This window comes from Paractinoplanes aksuensis, assembly GCF_024137025.1.
In the GTDB taxonomy this organism is placed as follows: Bacteria; Actinomycetota; Actinomycetes; order Mycobacteriales; family Micromonosporaceae; genus Actinoplanes; species Actinoplanes aksuensis.
The window spans coordinates 112,854-128,466 of the sequence record NZ_JAMYJR010000039.1 but is presented as its reverse complement, the minus strand read 5'-3'; the positions used below and the strand labels follow the sequence as shown (position 1 = coordinate 128,466).

The following is a 15,613-nucleotide window of genomic DNA, read 5'->3' as shown; positions in this document are numbered from 1 at the left end:
AGCGTCTCGCTCCATCGATGGGGCGCCGCTTGACCAGGGGCCTTCACGTTGGCAAGGTTTGGCGCGATCGAACGGACACGCTGTCCGTGTCGGCGTGCCCGCCGCCGGACCACGATGCTGCCGTCCCCTTCGCCTTCCCGCCCCTCTAGGAGGCACCTCCCGTGCGGCTCCCCCGCATCACGGCGGCCACTGCCGTGGCATCGATGCTTCTCGCCGGCGCGGCCGGCTGCACGTCCGACGACGACAGCGCCGACGGTGGCAGCGACACCGTGGTGATCGCGGCCGACCTCAACAACTCGTCGGCGGTCGACACCGCGTACGCCCGCGCCCTGCAGTTGCGGATCGAGCAGATCAACGCCTCGGGCCAGCTGGGCGAGCGCAAACTGGAACTGCGCACCCAGGACAACCGGAACGACCCGACGTCGTCGCTGCGCAACATCAGCACGTTCGCCGACGACCCGCGGGTCGCCGCCGTCGTCACCGGCACCTGCGACCAGTGCGTGGTCGGCGCGGCCAAGACGATCAACGACAAGACGATCCCGACGATCGCGCTGGCCGCCTCGGACGAGGTCACCAACCCGGTCACCGAGCGGCAGTACGTCTTCAAACTCGGGCCCAACTCGGCCGACAGCGCCGCCGCGCTGGTCACTGAGTTCAACCGGGCCCGCTACAAAAAAATCGCGGTGCTGCACACCAACGACCTCTACGGCCGGGGCGCCAGCGCCGCCCTGACCGACGCGTTGCAGGGCGGAACCATCGCGGTCACGGCGACCCGCGCGGTCAAGCCGGCCGCCAGCGACATCGCCCAGTCGGTCGGCACCCTGACCGACACCGAGCCCGACGCCCTGGTCGTGCTCACCCCGCCCGACCTGGCTCAGCAGGCCGCCATCGACGCCCGGGCCGCGGACTTCCGCGGGCGCATGTACTTCGACTCGGCCGCGGCGAGCGACCTGTTCATCCCGCGCGGCGCCGCAAGCGCGACAGCCAACGCGACGATGGTGTTCACCCAGATCCTGGCGATCGACGACGTGATCGCGACGACCCCGGCCAAGTCCTCGCGCAAGCAGTGGTTCCGCGACTACACGTCCCGGTACGGCAGCTACTCGGGCGTGGCCTCGTTCGCAGCCGACGCGGCCGACCTGATCGCCGACGCGGTGGCCCGGGTCGGCGCCGACCGCCCGCGGATCCGCGAGATCATCGAGACCTCCCAGGTCGACGGGCTGTCCGGTCCGATCCGCCTCACGCCCGACAACCACTCCGGGCTGATGCCGCAGGCCCTGACCCTGCTGGTCGCGCGTAGCGGTCGCTGGCGGCTGGCGTCATGATCCGGATCAACCAGGTCTCGCGCACCTTCACCGGGCGCTCGGGCACGGTCGAGGCGCTGCGCGACGTCAGCCTCGAGGTCGGCAACGGCGAGTTCGTGGCCGTGGTCGGCCGCTCCGGCTGCGGCAAGTCGACGCTGCTGCGCCTGATCGCGGGTCTGCTGCCGCCGACCGCGGGCCGCGTCGACGTGGGTGGCGAGCAAGTGATCAAGCCGCGGCGCGACGTGTCCATGATGTTCCAGCGCCCGGCCCTGCTGCCGTGGCGCACGGTGCTCGACAACGTGCTGCTGCCGGTGCAGATCTTCGGCTGGCGCAAGGCGCAGTACCGCGACCGCGCCCACGAGCTGCTCGCCCTGACCGGCCTGACCGGCTTCGAGAAGCGGCTGCCGCACGAGCTCTCGGGCGGCATGCAGCAGCGGGTGGCGCTGTGCCGCGCGTTGATCGGCAAGCCTCAGGTGATGCTGATGGACGAGCCGTTCTCGGCCCTCGACCCGCTGATCCGGGAAGAGCTCTCGATCGAGCTGCAGCGCATCCACATGGAGCAGGAAGCGACCACGGTCTTCGTCACCCATTCGATCGACGAGGCGGTGCTGCTGGCCGACCGGGTCGTCGTGCTCAGCCCGCGACCGGGCCGGGTCCGCGAGATCGTCGAGGTGCAGATCCCCCGCCCGCGCACCCTGGGGCGGACGGCGCACTCCGACGAGGTGGCGCGCAGCAGCGCGCTTCTCCATGATCTTTTGATGGCCTGAACAGACACTCTCCGTATAAATATCTAAGCGGGATTTTAAGAATCGACCCCCGCTGTTGAGCGCGTAGGCGAGGAAACCGTAACGTGCCGGGCATGGCTTTTCGCACCTGGGCGAAGTTGGTGGGAACCGCATTCGGCGCCGCTGCGCTGGTGGGGGCCGGTCAGCTGGGCCTGGCCTACGGGCTGGGCGTCCTGAACTTCTCCCGTGTCGTCGAGGTCACCGCGCGTGACGCGTGGACCGCTGAGCTGGCCTGGGTCTCCTGGTTCGCCCTGACCGCAGCCGCGGCCGGCGGGCTGGCGGCCCGGCCCCGGCTCACCCCGCGAGCCGGGGCCGGCACCCGGTTGATCGGCGGCATCGCGGCCGGTCTGGGCGCCGCCACGATCGTGCCGCTGACCATGCAGCCGGCCCGCAGCGCCCAGGTCGCCGGCGTCAACGAGGTCTTCGTGATCGGCGCCTGCGCGGTGCTGGGCGCGGCGGCCGGCATCTTCGCCGCCTGGGCCGCCCTGGGCCGCAACGCCGCCCGCTGGAGCCTGCTGACGCTGAGCGCGGTGGCCTGGCTGCTCGCGATCGTCTCGGTGGCCCCGTCGCTGCGGTCGGGCGAGCCGGGTTCCCCCGTACGCCTGGGCGTGCTCGACGCCGGCTTCGTGCCCGACGACCTGGCCGAGCGGGCCTCGCTGTTCGTCATGCCGGCCGTCGCCCTGATCTGCGGCGTGGTCGTGGGCCTGATCGCCCGTCGCCGCCAACTGTCCATCGTGGCGATCGCGCTGGCCGGCCTGCCCGGCCCGGCCCTGCTCACCCTGGCCTACCTGATCGCCGGTCCCGGCTCGACCCGGGCCCAGGAGATGCCGTACTGGGGCGCGATGACTGCGGCCGGCGCCGGCGTCCTCGGTTCGGTGCTGGCGGCCGTGCTAGGTCGCGGCCCGGCCACCGCCCGCCCCGAGAAGCCGGCCCCGGCCGAGCCCACTCCCGACCGCCCGCCGCTGCCGCAGCGCGACGCGCAGCCCGAGTCAGCCATCGCCAAGGCCGCCACCAAGTCGGGCCCCGGCCTGCCGCCCGTGGCCACCGGCCGCGCGACGGTGGCCGCCCGGGCCACCGTCGCCGCCCGCGCCGCGGTGGCGGCCCAGCGTCCCGACGACGAGCTGCGTCCGTCCGACACCGGGGTCATCACGATGCCCCCGTTCGACGGCTTCACGCCGCAGCAACCCCCGTCGCCGGCGCCGAAGCAGGGCCACCCCGACGGCGAGATCTCGGACTGGGTCAGCGGCCTGGGCCGCTGACCTCGGTCAACGGCACATAGACCTGGCTCCCGCCGGCCACGAACTCGGCCGACTTCAGGCCCATGCCCTGCTTCTTCAGGTCGTGGCTGATCTTCATGGAGCAGAACTTCGGCCCGCACATCGAGCAGAAGTGGGCCGTCTTCGCGGGCTCGGCCGGCAACGTCTCGTCGTGGTACGCGCGGGCCGTCCCCGGGTCGAGGGCCAGCTCGAACTGGTCCTCCCAGCGAAACTCGAACCGGGCCTTGGACAGCGCGTCGTCCCAGGCCTGCGCGCCCGGATGCCCCTTGGCCAGGTCGGCCGCGTGCGCCGCGATCTTGTACGCGATCATCCCGGCCTTCACGTCGTCCTTGCCGGGCAGGCCCAGGTGCTCCTTGGGAGTGACGTAGCAGAGCATCGCGGTGCCGAACATGCCGATCATCGCGGCGCCGATGGCCGACGTGATGTGGTCGTAGGCCGGCGCGATGTCGGTCGTCAGCGGCCCCAACGTGTAGAACGGCGCGCCGCCGCACAGGTCGACCTGCAGGTCCACATTCTCTTTGATCTTGTGCATCGGCACGTGGCCCGGGCCCTCGACCATCACCTGCACGTCGTGCTCCCAGGCCAGGTGGGTCAGTTCCCCGAGCGTACGAAGTTCGGCGAACTGGGCCTCGTCGTTGGCATCGGCGATGGAACCGGGGCGCAGGCCGTCGCCCAGGGAGAACGTGATGTCGTACGCCGCGAAGATCTCACACAGCTCGGCGAAGTTCGTGTAGAGGAAGTTCTCCTCGTGGTGGGCCAGGCACCAGGCCGCCATGATCGAACCGCCGCGCGAGACGATGCCGGTGACCCGGTCGGCGGCCAGCGGCACGTACGGCAGCAGCACCCCGGCGTGGATCGTCATGTAGTCGACGCCCTGCTCGGCCTGCTCGAGGATCGTCTCCCGGAACAGCGGCCAGGTCAGCTTGACCGGGTCGCCCTTGACCTTCTCGAGCGCCTGATAGATCGGTACGGTCCCGATCGGCACCGGCGAGTTCCGGATGATCGCCTCGCGCGTCTCGTGGATGCGCGGCCCGGTCGACAGGTCCATCACCGTGTCCGCGCCCCACTGCGTGGCCCAGGTCAGCTTCTCGACCTCTTCGGCCACCGAGGACGTGACCGCCGAGGTGCCGATGTTCGCGTTGACCTTCACCAGGAACCGCGACCCGATGATCATCGGCTCCGACTCGGGATGGTTGCGGTTGACCGGCAGCACGGCCCGCCCGGCCGCGATCTCGTCCCGGACGAGCTCGACCGGCACGTTCTCCCGGACCGCGACGAACTCCATCTCCGGGGTCACCTCGCCCGCCCGGGCCGCGGCCAATTGCGTACGACCGGTCGCCCACGGCTTCCGCAGCGGCGGCAGACCGACCTCGGGGTCGCTGCCCGGTCCCGACGTGTCGTAGAGCCGGACGGGATCATTGCCGCCGCTCAGCCCCACCTCCACGAACGGCACCCGCACACCCGGTCCCTCGACGTACACCTTGCGCCTCATGTTTCCTCCCCTATCGGTACAAACCAGGCAGCCCCAGGGCGTACGGATCCCCGGCACCGCCTCTTGCCGACTACCTAGAAAACGAAGTGGTCCAGCGGCCCGGGCCCCGCACCCAGCCGCCACGCCCGCCCACCGAGGAGCGCTGCCGTCACATATTTCTTGGCATTACGTACGGCAATAGGCAGCGAATCCCCGCAGGCCAACCGCACGGCAATGGCCGACGAGAAGGTGCACCCCGACCCGTGATTGTTGGCCGTACGCACCGTCTCCCCGCGCAGCAATTCGGTCGTACCGTCAAAACGCAGCACGTCGAGAGCCAGCTCGCTCCCGGTCACCACGACGGCTCGTGCGCCCCGATCGGCCAACTGCTCCGCCGCCACGGCCATCTGCTCGGCCGTCTCGACCGGGCGGCCGACAAGGGCGGCCGCCTCCTGCCGATTCGGGGTCAGCACACAGGGGTACGACACCAGGGGCGCCACCGAGGCCGTCTCAGCCAGCCGGGCCCCCGAGGTGGCGACCAGCACCGGATCGACCACGAGATGGGGCAGACGGTCGGCCCGCGCGGCGATCAGCTCGGCCACGGCCGGGTCGCCGATCATGCCGACCTTGACCGCCGCCAGCGGGAAGTCGTCGAGCACGGCATCGAGCTGCGCGGCCACTATGTCGATCGGAATGGGGTGGATGGCGGTCACGCCCAGCGTGTTCTGGGCTGTCACCGCAGTGATCACGGAGACCCCGAAGGCGCCCAGCGCGGCGAACGTCTTGAGGTCGGCCTGGATCCCCGCTCCCCCACCGGAATCCGAGCCCGCGATCGTCAACACCACCGGCGGCGTCACGACGACCTCACCACGCCTGTGGATAACTTGGACCGCCGGTCGGCCGCGGTTGAGCCGCTGCGCGTGCCTGTGGACAACTTCAGGCTTTTCCCAGCGCGGCCCACTAAGCTCCCCACCCTGGGTGGGGCGGCGGCGGTTGCTGCTTCTGCCGCAGCGAAAGCTTCGGACAACTCGGCGGCCGTCCGTTCCGGATCGCCGGACCGCATGATCGCGCCCAGCACCGCGACCCCAGACGCTCCGGCCCTCGCGCACTCCGCGGCCCGCGCCCCCGAGTCGACCCCGCCCAACGCCAACCACGGCACGTCACCCGCCAGCCGCGCCGCCTCCGCCAGTCCGAGCGCCGGCCCATACCCCGGCTTCGTCCCGGTCAGCCAGATCGGCGACAACGTCGCATAGTCCTCATCGGACAGCCGCCCATGCCGGGAGCGGCCGACCAACCTCACCTCGCCGCTCGGCAGCGGGTCACGTTCGGCGAGGTGCACGGCCTCGCCCCCGAGCGGATCCGGCCCGGCCACGATGAGCCGCCCCGGCGGGACAACTTCGCGCAACTCCGCCGCGAGCCGCAGCCGTTCCCCGTACGCCAGATCCCGCTCCCGCAGAATGACCCACCCCGCGCCGCCGCGTACCGCCGCCCGCACCACCGAAATCAGCGACCGGCCGACCAGACCCCGGCCGGTGAGCACCACCAGGCCACCCGGCGTCACCACTGGGCCAGCCCTTTGTCCGATGTGGAGGCCAGCGCGTGGAACCGCCGCGGGATCCGCCCCGCCGTGAAAGCCAGCCGCCCCGCGATCACCGCGTGCCGCATGGCCTCGGCCATCACCCCCGGCTCGTCGGATCGGGTGATCGCGCTCGCCACCAGCACCGCGTCGCAGCCCAGTTCCATCGCCAGCGCCGCGTCCGAGGCCGTGCCGATGCCCGCGTCGAGCACCACCGGCACGTCCACGCTCTGCCGGATGAGCCGGATGTGGTGCGGGTTCGAGATGCCCAGCCCGGACCCGATCGGCGAGCCGGCCGGCATCACCGCCGCGCAGCCCACGTCGGCCAGCCGGCGGGCCAGGATCGGGTCGTCGCTGGTGTAGGGCAGCACCGTGAACCCGTCGCCGACCAGGGTCTCGGCCGCCCGCAGCAGTTCGACCCCGTCGGGCAGCAGCGTCCGTTCGTCGCCGATCACCTCGAGCTTGATCAGGTCGGTTTCGAAGGCGTCGCGGGCCAGGTGGGCCGTCTTCACCGCGTCGCCCGCGGTGTAGCAGCCGGCTGTGTTGGGCAGCACCCGCACGCCGAGCCGGTCGAGCATCGGCAGCAGCCCGGGCCCGGCCGCGTCGACCCGGCGCAGGGCCACGGTCACCAGGTCGGTCCCGGAGGCGACGATCGCCTCCTCCAGCGCGGCCAGGCTGTTCGCCCCGCCCGTGCCGAGGATCAGCCGTGATCGGTCGAACAGCATCGTCAGCCTCCCTGGGCCGCGGTGAGAACTTCGACCGAGTCGCCCTCGGCCAACGCGGTGTCCTCCCAGGTCGACCGGGGAACCACCTCGCCGTTCACCGCCACCGCCACGCCGCGTCGCGCCTCGGTGAGGGTTTCGACCAGTTCCCGTACGGAGAGATCGCGTACAAATCCGTCCGAGCTCTGCCCGTTGACCGTGAGCCGCATCAGAACCTCCTCGGCGAGAAGTCGCCCAGCATCGGGTCGGCCGCGCCGTCGAGCACCAGCCCGGCGATCAGTTCGGCCGTGACCGGCGCCAGCAACACCCCGTTGCGGAAGTGCCCGGCCGCCACGATCACGCGTTCGTCGAGCCGGCCGAGCAGCGGCGCGTTGTCGGGGGTGCCGGGCCGGTGCCCGACCGTGGTCTCGGTCAGTTCGTGCTCGGCCAGCGCCGGCACCAGGTCCAGGGCCGCCCGCAGCAGGTCGTGCACGCCGCCCGCGGTGATCAGCCGGTCGGTGCGTTCCTCCTGGGTCGCGCCGACCACGACCTCGCCGTCGGCCCGCGGCACGAGGTAGACGTCGCGGCCGTCGACCGCCGCGTCGAGCACGTGCCGCAGCAGGCCGGGTTCGCCGCGCAGCCGCAGCACCTGGCCTTTCACCGGCCGGACGGGCAGCCCGGTGAGCGCGGCCGTGCCACAGCCGGCCGCCACCACCACCGTGCGGGCATCCACTTCGGACAACCCCGTGACCCGCGAAGCCTCGATGCGCGAGCCGAGCCGGTTCCGCAGGGCCGCGACCACCTTGCGCGGATCGACCTGCCGCTCGGCCCGGGACAGAGCTCCCAGCCGTACGCGGGGAGAAAGCGCCGGTTCGAGCTCGCGCAGCTCGGACGGGCGCAGCAACGGCAACTGCTGCGCGGTCCAGAGGCGCGACCGCTCGGCCACGTCGTCGGCCGTCAGGGCCAGGCCGAGGGTGCCGGTGTCGTCGTAGCCGACGTCGACGCCCAACTCGGCCGCGAACCCGGGCCACAGCTCGGCCGACCGCTCGAACAGCCGGATCAGCCGCTGATCCTCGTGTTCGGACTCGCCGCCGGGCGCGAGCATGCCGGCCGCGACGTGCCAGGCGCCGTCGTCCCCGCCGTCGAGCACCGTGACGTCGGCGCCCCGCTCGACCAGCCGCCAGGCGATGGACAGCCCGATGATGCCGCCCCCGACCACCACGATGTCACTCATGAGCGGCTAGCTCCTTCAGGAAGGCCGCCGTCGCGCCGGCCGGGTCGGTGGCCACGGCCGAGATCGCGGCCACGCCGTAGCAGTCCAGCTCCGCGACCCGCGCGGGAGTGATGCCGGCGATGGCGATGACCGGTGTTCCCGGTACGGCCCGGGTCACTGCGGCGACGCCGTCGGGCCCGATCGGATCCGGCAACCCGGTCTTGCTGCTGGTGGCGAAGGCCGGGCCGACACCGAGGTAGGTCGCGCCATCGGCGACGGCTGTGCGCGCGGAGAAGGGGTTGCGGCAAGTGGCGCCCAGGATCGCGTGCGGCCCGAGCGCGCGCCGGGCCGCGGCCACCGGCAGGTCGTCGGCACCCACGTGGACCCCGTCGGCGCCGGCCGCGAGGGCGACCCCGACCCGGTCGTCGACCAGGCACAGCGCCCCGGCCGGGCGGCACAGCTCGAGGGCGGCCACGGTCAGCGCGTACGCCTCGCGGTCGTTGGTCTTGACCCGGACCTGCACGGCCACCGGCCCGTGCCCGAGCACGCCGCGGACGACGTCGAGCGAGTCGGTGACGATATGGAGACGTGGAAAAGACAACGGACGCTCCTCCCTGCGCCGGCATGATCCGGATCAGGTTCGACGGTCGGGGGCCGCGTCAGCCCCCCTCTCAGCCCGGTGCACCGGACTCCCGTGGGGTTGTGTTGCCTTGCGACCATAACCGGTCCTTCGTCGTGATGGCTAGCGCACGTCCCAAACTGGCTCGGGGGTCTCCACGACCTCGCCGTCGCCCTGGAACAGCACGAAGCGGTCGAACGAGCGGGTGAACCAGCGGTCGTGAGTGACCGCGATCACCGTGCCCTCGAACTTGTTCAGGCCCTCCTCCAGCGCCTCGGCCGAGGCCAGGTCGAGGTTGTCGGTCGGCTCGTCGAGCAGCAGCACCGTCGCCCCCGACAGCTCGAGCAACAACACCAGGAAACGCGCCTGCTGACCGCCCGACAGCGTGCCGAACCGCTGGTCACCCTGCTCGGCCAGCTCGTACCGGTTGAGCGCCTTCATCGACCCGGCCCGGTCCATTCCCGACCGGTGGTCGTCGCCGCGCCACAGGATCTCGACCAGCGTGCGTTCGAGCAGCTCGGGCCGGTCGTGGGTCTGCGAGAAGTGACCCGGCCGGACCCGGGCGCCGAGCCGCGCCACGCCCTGATGGGCCACATGGGACAGCGGCGCGCCGTCGACCGGCTTGTTCTCGGCCTCGGGATCGCTGCCCCCGGCCGCCAACAGCCGCAGGAAGTGCGACTTGCCGGTGCCGTTGGCGCCCAGCACGGCCACCCGGTCGCCGTACCAGATCTCCAGATCGAACGGGAACGTCAGATTTTCCATCTCGAGCTGCTCGCAGATCACCGCGCGCTTGGCCGTACGCCCACCGCGCAGATTCATCCGCAGCGACTGTTCCTTGGGCGGGACCGGCGGCGGGCCGGCCTCTTCGAACTTGCGCAACCGGGTCTGGGCCGCCTGGTAGCGCGAGGCCAGGCCGTCGTTGAAGGTGGCCTTCTGCTTGAGCGTGAACACCAGGTCTTTCAGCTTCTGGTGTTCCTCGTCCCAGCGCCGCTTGTTCTCTTCCATGCGGTCGTGGCGGTGCAGCCGGGCCTCGTGCCACGACGCGAAACCGCCGGGATGCGTCCACGCGCTGCCGCCCTCGACCGTGACCACCCGGCCGGCCGTCTGGGCCAGCAGTTCCCGGTCGTGCGAGACGTAGAGCACCGACTTCGGCGATTCGCGCAGCCGGGTCTCGAGCCAGCGTTTGCCGGGCACGTCGAGGAAGTTGTCGGGCTCGTCGAGCAGCAGCACCTCGTCGTCGCCGCGCAGCAGCAGGTCGAGCGCGAACCGCTTCTGCTGGCCACCCGAGAGTGTCCGCACCGGACGGTGGCGCACCTCGTCCCACGGCTTGCCGAGAATAGCGACGGCGACGGTGTCGAAGAGCACCTCGATCTCGTAGCCACCGGCCTCACCCCAGAAAGCCAGGGCATTGGCGTACGCCAGTTGGGTGCGCTCGGTGTCGTCGAGCGCGGCCGCCGCCTTGGCCAGCCGCTCACCGGCCGCCCCGAGATCGGCCTTGACCAGCGACAAAGCAAGGTCCTCGAGCGTACGGTCGTCGCCGATCATGCCGATGAACTGGCGCATCACGCCGAGCCCGCCGGACCGCGCGATCGTGCCCTCGGGCAGCGCGAGGTCGCCCGCCACCATGCGCAGCAACGTCGTCTTGCCCGCACCGTTCGGGCCGACCAGCGCGACCTTGGCCCCCTCGCCGACCCGGAACGCGACGTCGCCGAAGAGCCGGCGCCCGTCGGGCAGCACGAATCCGGCCCCGGAGACATCCACGTAACCCATGGCCGCAATCATCCCTGCGACGGCCGGGAACGTCAGTCGGTTTTTCGCGTCACTTTCAACACGCGGAAGCCCCGCTGGCTGGCCATTCGCTCCACCGACCAGCCCAGGCCGACCAGCCACGCGTGAAGCGAGTCACCACCTAGGTTCCGGTTGATCACCAGCCAGGCCACCCCGTCGGGCGCGAGCCGCGGCAACCAGCGCTCCATCAGCGCGTGCAGCTCGGCCTTGCCGACGTGGGTGGGCGGGTTGCTCCAGATCTGGTCGTACGTCGTCCCGCCCGGCACGTCGTCGGGCGCGTACACCCGGACCCGGTCGCCCAGCTCCAGCGCCTGGGCGTTCAGGCTGGTCAGCTCGCGGGCGCGGGCGTTCACGTCGACCGCGTGCACCACCGCCCCCGGCGCCTCGGCGGCCAGCACGCAGGCGATCGGCCCGTAGCCGCAGCCGAGATCGAGGAACGTGCCGGCGGCGCCGGCCCCGGGCAGGTCGCCCTTGCGCAGCAGCACGGCCGTGCCGGGGTCGAGCCGGCCCGCGCTGAACACGCCGGACGCGACGGTCAGCCGGTAGTCGCGGCCCGCGACGTTGAACACGATCTCACTGCGCACCTCGGGCGCGGCGGGCTCGGCGCTGAAGTAATGGTCGGCGGTCACCGCACCAGTCTGCCGCCGGGCAACGCGCGAACAGCAATCGGGGTGCCGCACATTCTGTGCGTCCATAGATCACGGTGCGCTCCTAGCCTCTTCGCCATGCGGTACGGCACCCCTCCTCGTCCAGCCCACCGCGCGACCGCCGACGGCGGCCTGGTGCTCCTGGTCCGCGGCATCGGATCGGGTGGTCAGCACCGGCCGCCGCCGGCGCCACCCCCGCCGCGGGCCCGGCGGTCACCGGCCCGGCGCCGGGCGGCCGTCGAGCCGCAGCGCGCCATCCTCTGGCTCACCCAGGGCATCGCCGGGGTGATCCTGCTCGGGCTCGCGCTGACCATCGGCTTCCTGGTGCTGGCCTCCGACCGGCATCAGCGGCAGTCGGTGACCACCCTGGCCCCGGCCGAACCCGATCTGGGCCAGGTCTTCGCGGGTGACGAGGTTCGACCGGCGGGCGCCACGGGGGCCTACCGGATCGAGCTGCGCCACCTCGACGCCGACTGCGGCACGGCCACCACCGGCCGGCTGGGGCCGGTGCTCGTGGGGCGCGGGTGCAGCCAGGTGGTCCGGGCCGGGCTGACCGCGCCGTACGGCGGCTACCAGGTCACCGCCGGGGTGTTCACCCTGGCCGACGCGGCCGGCGCGGCCGAGGTCGACGATCTGGTGCGGGGGCTGGTCGAAGGCGGGGAGGGCGGGTTCAGCTCCTTCCCGGCCGGGCCCGGCGACGCGTCGGCGGCCCAGGTCGGCTGGCGCACCCGCGGCAACTTCCTGCTCTACTGCGTGATCACGCGGCCCGACGGGCACGTGGTGCCCGCCGACGACCCGTACGCGGCCCGGATCACGGCCGAACTCGTCGACACCCACCTCGGCGAGTCGGTGCTGGGCGGCCGGGCGGCTCCCCCACGGCCGCCCGGCATGCTCGCCGCGGGTTAAGCCCGCAGGCGGCGGGTCGCTTCGGCCCGTGCGGCATAGTCGCTCTCGTCCGGGTAGCCGACCGCGATCAGCGTGAGTCCGTGCGCGGGCGCCACCGTGACCGCGCTCGACCGCTCGGACAGGGCCAGCAGGGTCGACGGCCAGCCCGGGTCGCGCCGCCCGTCCCCCACGGTCAGCACCGCCCCGACCAGGCTGCGCACCATCGACTGGCAGAACGCGTCGGCCTGCACGGTGGCCACGACGACGCCGTCCGGGTCGCGCCGCCAGTCGAACCGCGTGATGGCCCGGATGGTCGTCGCGTGCTCCTTGCGCTTGCAGTAGGCGGCGTAGTCGTGCTCACCGGTCAGCCCGAACGACCCCCCGTTGAGCCGGTCCACATCGAGCGGCCGCACCCACTGGATCGTGTCGCTGCGCCGCAACGGCTCGGGCCCCCACACCGTGTCGGCCACCCGGTACTCGTACCGCCGGAACGTCGCTGAGAACCGGGCGTCGAACGTCTGCGGCACCGGTGTGATCGCCTTGACCCGGGCATCGGGCGGCATCAGCGCGGCCAACCGGCGCAACAACGACCCTTCCAGCTGCTCCCACTGGGACTCCGGCAGGTCCACATGGCACACCTGCCCCGAGGCATGAACCCCCGCGTCCGTACGACCGGCGACCGTCAACCCGAGGGCAGTGTCCACCCCGACCAGCCGGCCCAGCGCCTCGACCAGCACGCCGGCGACGGTCCGCCGCTCGGGTTGAATCGCCCACCCCGAAAAATCAGCGCCGTCATAGGAGACGTCCAGTCGTAAGCGGATGGATCTCATAAGCCGCCGCGCCCCTTCTCGGCCCGAACCACCCACCAAGCCGGGGGAACCCGGCCCATGCGGGTTTCTCCCCATGGCTCGTACAAGAAAAGAGCCCGACACCAACCGGTGCCGGGCTCGATTCAGAGAAAACTCAGGACTTGGCGTCCGTGTCTTCGCCCTCGGCCTTGTCGCCGGGGCCCTCGGCACCCTTGTCGCCGGAAGCGTTCACCGGCGGTTCGGCGTCCTGGTCCGTGGTGGCCTCGGTGCCCACCGCGGTGGAGGTCGAAGTCGAAGCCGGAGCCTCGTCCTCGCGAGCCAGCGCCTCAACCTTGTCCTGCTGCGCGGTGGCCTTACGAGCGGCCTTCTTAGCCGGAGCCGTCGTGGCTGCAACCTGCAACTCTTCGACCAGCTCAATAACCGCCATAGGAGCAGCATCCCCCTTGCGCGGGCCGGTCTTGGTGATGCGGGTGTAGCCACCCGGCCGGTTGCCGTAACGCGGAGCGATCTGCTCGAACAGGGCGTACACGACGTCCTTGTCCTTCACCGTGGCCAGCACCCGGCGACGGTTGTGCAGGTCGCCGCGCTTGGCCTTGGTGATGAGCTGCTCAGCCAGGGGGCGCAGCCGGCGCGCCTTGGCCTCGGTGGTCTTGATCTTCCCGTGCCGGAAGAGCTCGGTGGCCAGGTTGGCCAGGATGAGCTTCTCGTGCGCCGGGCTGCCGCCGAGGCGGGCTCCCTTGGTGGGCGTGGGCATTTCAAATGCTCCTTGTTAATGGCGTACCGGGGGGCTCTTTAGAGCTGCTCGGTCTCGCGGTAGTCGTCGGTGTCGTAGTCCACGTCGCCGAACGAATCCACGACGTGCGCGGGGTCGAAGGACGGCGCGCTGTCCTTGAGGCCCAGGCCCATTCCGGCGAGCTTCATCTTGACCTCGTCGATGCTCTTCTGACCGAAATTCCTTATATCCAGAAGGTCGGCCTCCGTCCGCCCGATGAGTTCACCAACGCTGTTGATGCCCTCACGCTTGAGACAGTTGTACGACCGGACGGTCAGGTCCAGCTCCTCGATCGGCAGCGCCAGGTCGGCCGCGAGCTGCGCGTCCTGCGGCGACGGGCCGATGTCGATGCCCTCGGCGGTCTCGTCCAGCTCGCGGCAGAGGCCGAACAGCTCGACCAGCGTGGAACCGGCCGAGGCCAGCGCGGTGCGCGGCGAGATGGAAGCCTTGGACTCGACGTCGATGATCAGGCGGTCGAAGTCGGTGCGCTGCTCGACACGGGTCGCCTCGACGCGGTAGGTCACCTTCATGACCGGCGAGTAGATCGAGTCGACCGGGATGCGGCCGATCTCGGCGCCGGCGCTCTTGTTCTGCGCCGCCGTGACGTAGCCACGGCCCCGCTCGACGGTGAGCTCCATGTCGAGCCGGCCCTTGCTGTTGAGCGTGGCCAGCTTGAGGTCGGGGTTGTGCACGGACACGCCGGCCGGGGGCTGGATGTCACCGGCGGTGACGTCGCCCGGGCCCTGCTTGCGCAGGTACATGCTGACCGGCTCGTCGTGCTCGGAGCTGACGGTGAGCTCCTTGACGTTCATGACCAGCTCGACCACATCCTCCTTGACACCGGGGATGGTGGTGAACTCGTGCAGAACGCCGTCGATCTTGATGCTCGTGACCGCCGCGCCCGGGATGGATGACAGCAGGGTCCGCCGGAGCGAGTTGCCGAGGGTGTAGCCGAAGCCCGGCTCGAGCGGCTCGATGGTGAACCGGGAGCGGGTCTCGCTGATCGACTCTTCGGAGAGGGTCGGCCGCTGGCTGATGAGCACGCTGTTTTCTTCTTTCTGTCAGGCCATCCGCTATTTGATGGCCGTCCAATTGATGCACCGGGGGCGCCACGATCGGCGCCCCCGGCCGGAGCGCTACTTGGAGTAGAGCTCGACGATCAGCTGCTCCTGGACCTGGGTGTCGATGACAGCCCGGGCCGGGAGCGAGTGAACGAGAACCTTCATCTCGCTCGGGATGGGCTCGAGCCACGCCGGCACGGGCCGCTGACCGGCCTGGGCCTGGGCGACGACGAAGGGGGTCATCTCCTTCGACTTCTCCCGCGTGGTCACGATGTCGTGCTCCTTGACGCGGTACGACGGGATGTCGACCTTGACGCCGTTGACCAGGAAGTGGCCGTGCTTGACCAACTGGCGGGCCATGTCCCGGGACTGCGCGAGGCCGCTCCGGTAGACGACGTTGTCGAGACGCGACTCGAGGATCTGCAGCAGCACCTCACCGGTCTTGCCGGGCTTGGTGACAGCCTCCTCGTAGTAACCGCGGAACTGCTTCTCGAGCACGCCGTAGACGCGGCGGGCCTTCTGCTTCTCGCGGTGCTGGAGCAGGTACTCGGTCTCCTTGGTCCGACCGCGGCCGTGCTGGCCGGGCGGGAAGGGACGCGACTCGAACGGGCACTTGGGCCCGTCGCACTTGCTGCCCTTGAGGAACAGCTTCATCTTTTCGCGGCGGCAGCGCTTGCAGTCCGCCCCTGTGTAACGAGCCATGCT

16 protein-coding genes, 1 pseudogene and 1 riboswitch are annotated in these 15,613 nt (G+C 71.1%); of the genes and pseudogenes, 4 read left to right on the top strand and 13 right to left on the bottom strand.

Translation table 11 applies throughout. The features are described from left to right. Positions 1-203: 203 nt before the first annotated feature. The 3 genes from M1L60_RS34665 to M1L60_RS34655 all read left to right on the top strand — a co-directional run bounded on the left by M1L60_RS34665 (position 204) and on the right by M1L60_RS34655 (position 3,348). Positions 204-1,325 carry an ABC transporter substrate-binding protein gene (locus tag M1L60_RS34665; protein ID WP_256517762.1) on the top strand — a complete coding sequence of 374 codons (1,122 nt, stop codon included), beginning with the start codon at positions 204-206 and terminating at the stop codon, positions 1,323-1,325. Further along, positions 1,322-2,071, top strand: a complete 750-nt coding sequence (locus M1L60_RS34660; protein ID WP_253241770.1) for an ABC transporter ATP-binding protein — start codon at positions 1,322-1,324, stop codon at positions 2,069-2,071. Before M1L60_RS34665 ends, M1L60_RS34660 begins: the two co-directional genes overlap by 4 nt. 92 nt (positions 2,072-2,163) lie before the next feature. Continuing rightward, a complete protein-coding gene (locus M1L60_RS34655; protein WP_253241769.1) occupies positions 2,164-3,348 on the top strand; it encodes a hypothetical protein in 1,185 nt (394 codons plus the stop codon). Here M1L60_RS34655 and thiC read toward each other — a convergent pair. From thiC to M1L60_RS34610, 9 genes and pseudogenes are all read right to left on the bottom strand, one after another. Then, entirely contained in the window at positions 3,329-4,858 is a 1,530-nt protein-coding gene (gene thiC, locus M1L60_RS34650) for a phosphomethylpyrimidine synthase ThiC (RefSeq protein ID WP_253241768.1), read from the bottom strand. The genes M1L60_RS34655 and thiC overlap by 20 nt on opposite strands. 74 nt (positions 4,859-4,932) lie before the next feature. Further along, the gene (gene thiD / locus M1L60_RS34645; protein WP_253241767.1) at positions 4,933-5,694 is read right to left on the bottom strand and encodes a bifunctional hydroxymethylpyrimidine kinase/phosphomethylpyrimidine kinase; all 762 of its coding nucleotides are present in this window, start codon (positions 5,692-5,694) and stop codon (positions 4,933-4,935) included. A gap of 137 nt (positions 5,695-5,831) precedes the next feature. After that, positions 5,832-6,401: pseudogene (locus M1L60_RS48050) on the bottom strand (thiamine phosphate synthase); the annotation flags it as partial. Then, positions 6,395-7,138 carry a thiazole synthase gene (locus M1L60_RS34635; RefSeq protein WP_253241765.1) on the bottom strand — a complete coding sequence of 248 codons (744 nt, stop codon included), beginning with the start codon at positions 7,136-7,138 and terminating at the stop codon, positions 6,395-6,397. The gene M1L60_RS34635 and the pseudogene M1L60_RS48050, both read right to left, overlap by 7 nt. Positions 7,139-7,140: 2 nt before the next feature. Next, positions 7,141-7,344, bottom strand: coding sequence for a sulfur carrier protein ThiS (gene thiS / locus M1L60_RS34630; RefSeq protein WP_253241764.1), 204 nt, complete (start codon positions 7,342-7,344; stop codon positions 7,141-7,143). After that, the gene (thiO, locus tag M1L60_RS34625; protein ID WP_253241763.1) at positions 7,344-8,348 is read right to left on the bottom strand and encodes a glycine oxidase ThiO; all 1,005 of its coding nucleotides are present in this window, start codon (positions 8,346-8,348) and stop codon (positions 7,344-7,346) included. The genes thiS and thiO overlap by 1 nt, the downstream gene beginning before the upstream one ends. Beyond that, positions 8,341-8,928, bottom strand: a complete 588-nt coding sequence (locus M1L60_RS34620; RefSeq protein WP_256517728.1) for a thiamine phosphate synthase — start codon at positions 8,926-8,928, stop codon at positions 8,341-8,343. Before M1L60_RS34620 ends, thiO begins: the two co-directional genes overlap by 8 nt. Next, a riboswitch (TPP riboswitch) is annotated at positions 8,922-9,033 on the bottom strand. It overlaps the preceding gene by 7 nt. Before the next feature lie 36 nt (positions 9,034-9,069). Then, on the bottom strand, positions 9,070-10,716 hold the full coding sequence (locus M1L60_RS34615) for an ABC-F family ATP-binding cassette domain-containing protein (RefSeq protein ID WP_253241762.1): 1,647 nt from the start codon (positions 10,714-10,716) through the stop codon (positions 9,070-9,072). Between the two features lie 32 nt (positions 10,717-10,748). Beyond that, complete coding sequence (locus M1L60_RS34610; RefSeq protein ID WP_253241761.1) at positions 10,749-11,363, bottom strand: class I SAM-dependent methyltransferase; 615 nt, start codon at positions 11,361-11,363, stop codon at positions 10,749-10,751. Between the two features lie 96 nt (positions 11,364-11,459). Here M1L60_RS34610 and M1L60_RS34605 point away from each other — a divergent pair, with 96 nt between their 5' ends. Continuing rightward, the gene (locus tag M1L60_RS34605) at positions 11,460-12,287 is read left to right on the top strand and encodes a hypothetical protein (RefSeq protein WP_253241760.1); all 828 of its coding nucleotides are present in this window, start codon (positions 11,460-11,462) and stop codon (positions 12,285-12,287) included. Here M1L60_RS34605 and truA read toward each other — a convergent pair. The 4 genes from truA to rpsD form a co-directional block, all read right to left on the bottom strand. Then, a complete protein-coding gene (truA, locus tag M1L60_RS34600) occupies positions 12,284-13,096 on the bottom strand; it encodes a tRNA pseudouridine(38-40) synthase TruA (protein ID WP_253241759.1) in 813 nt (270 codons plus the stop codon). The genes M1L60_RS34605 and truA overlap by 4 nt on opposite strands. Positions 13,097-13,229: 133 nt before the next feature. Continuing rightward, positions 13,230-13,829, bottom strand: a complete 600-nt coding sequence (gene rplQ, locus M1L60_RS34595) for a 50S ribosomal protein L17 (RefSeq protein ID WP_253241758.1) — start codon at positions 13,827-13,829, stop codon at positions 13,230-13,232. Between the two features lie 38 nt (positions 13,830-13,867). After that, positions 13,868-14,890 (bottom strand): DNA-directed RNA polymerase subunit alpha, encoded by a 1,023-nt coding sequence (locus M1L60_RS34590; protein ID WP_097322755.1) that lies wholly within the window; start codon positions 14,888-14,890, stop codon positions 13,868-13,870. Positions 14,891-14,983: 93 nt separating this feature from the next. Continuing rightward, positions 14,984-15,610, bottom strand: coding sequence for a 30S ribosomal protein S4 (gene rpsD / locus M1L60_RS34585; protein WP_253241757.1), 627 nt, complete (start codon positions 15,608-15,610; stop codon positions 14,984-14,986). Positions 15,611-15,613: the final 3 nt, after the last annotated feature.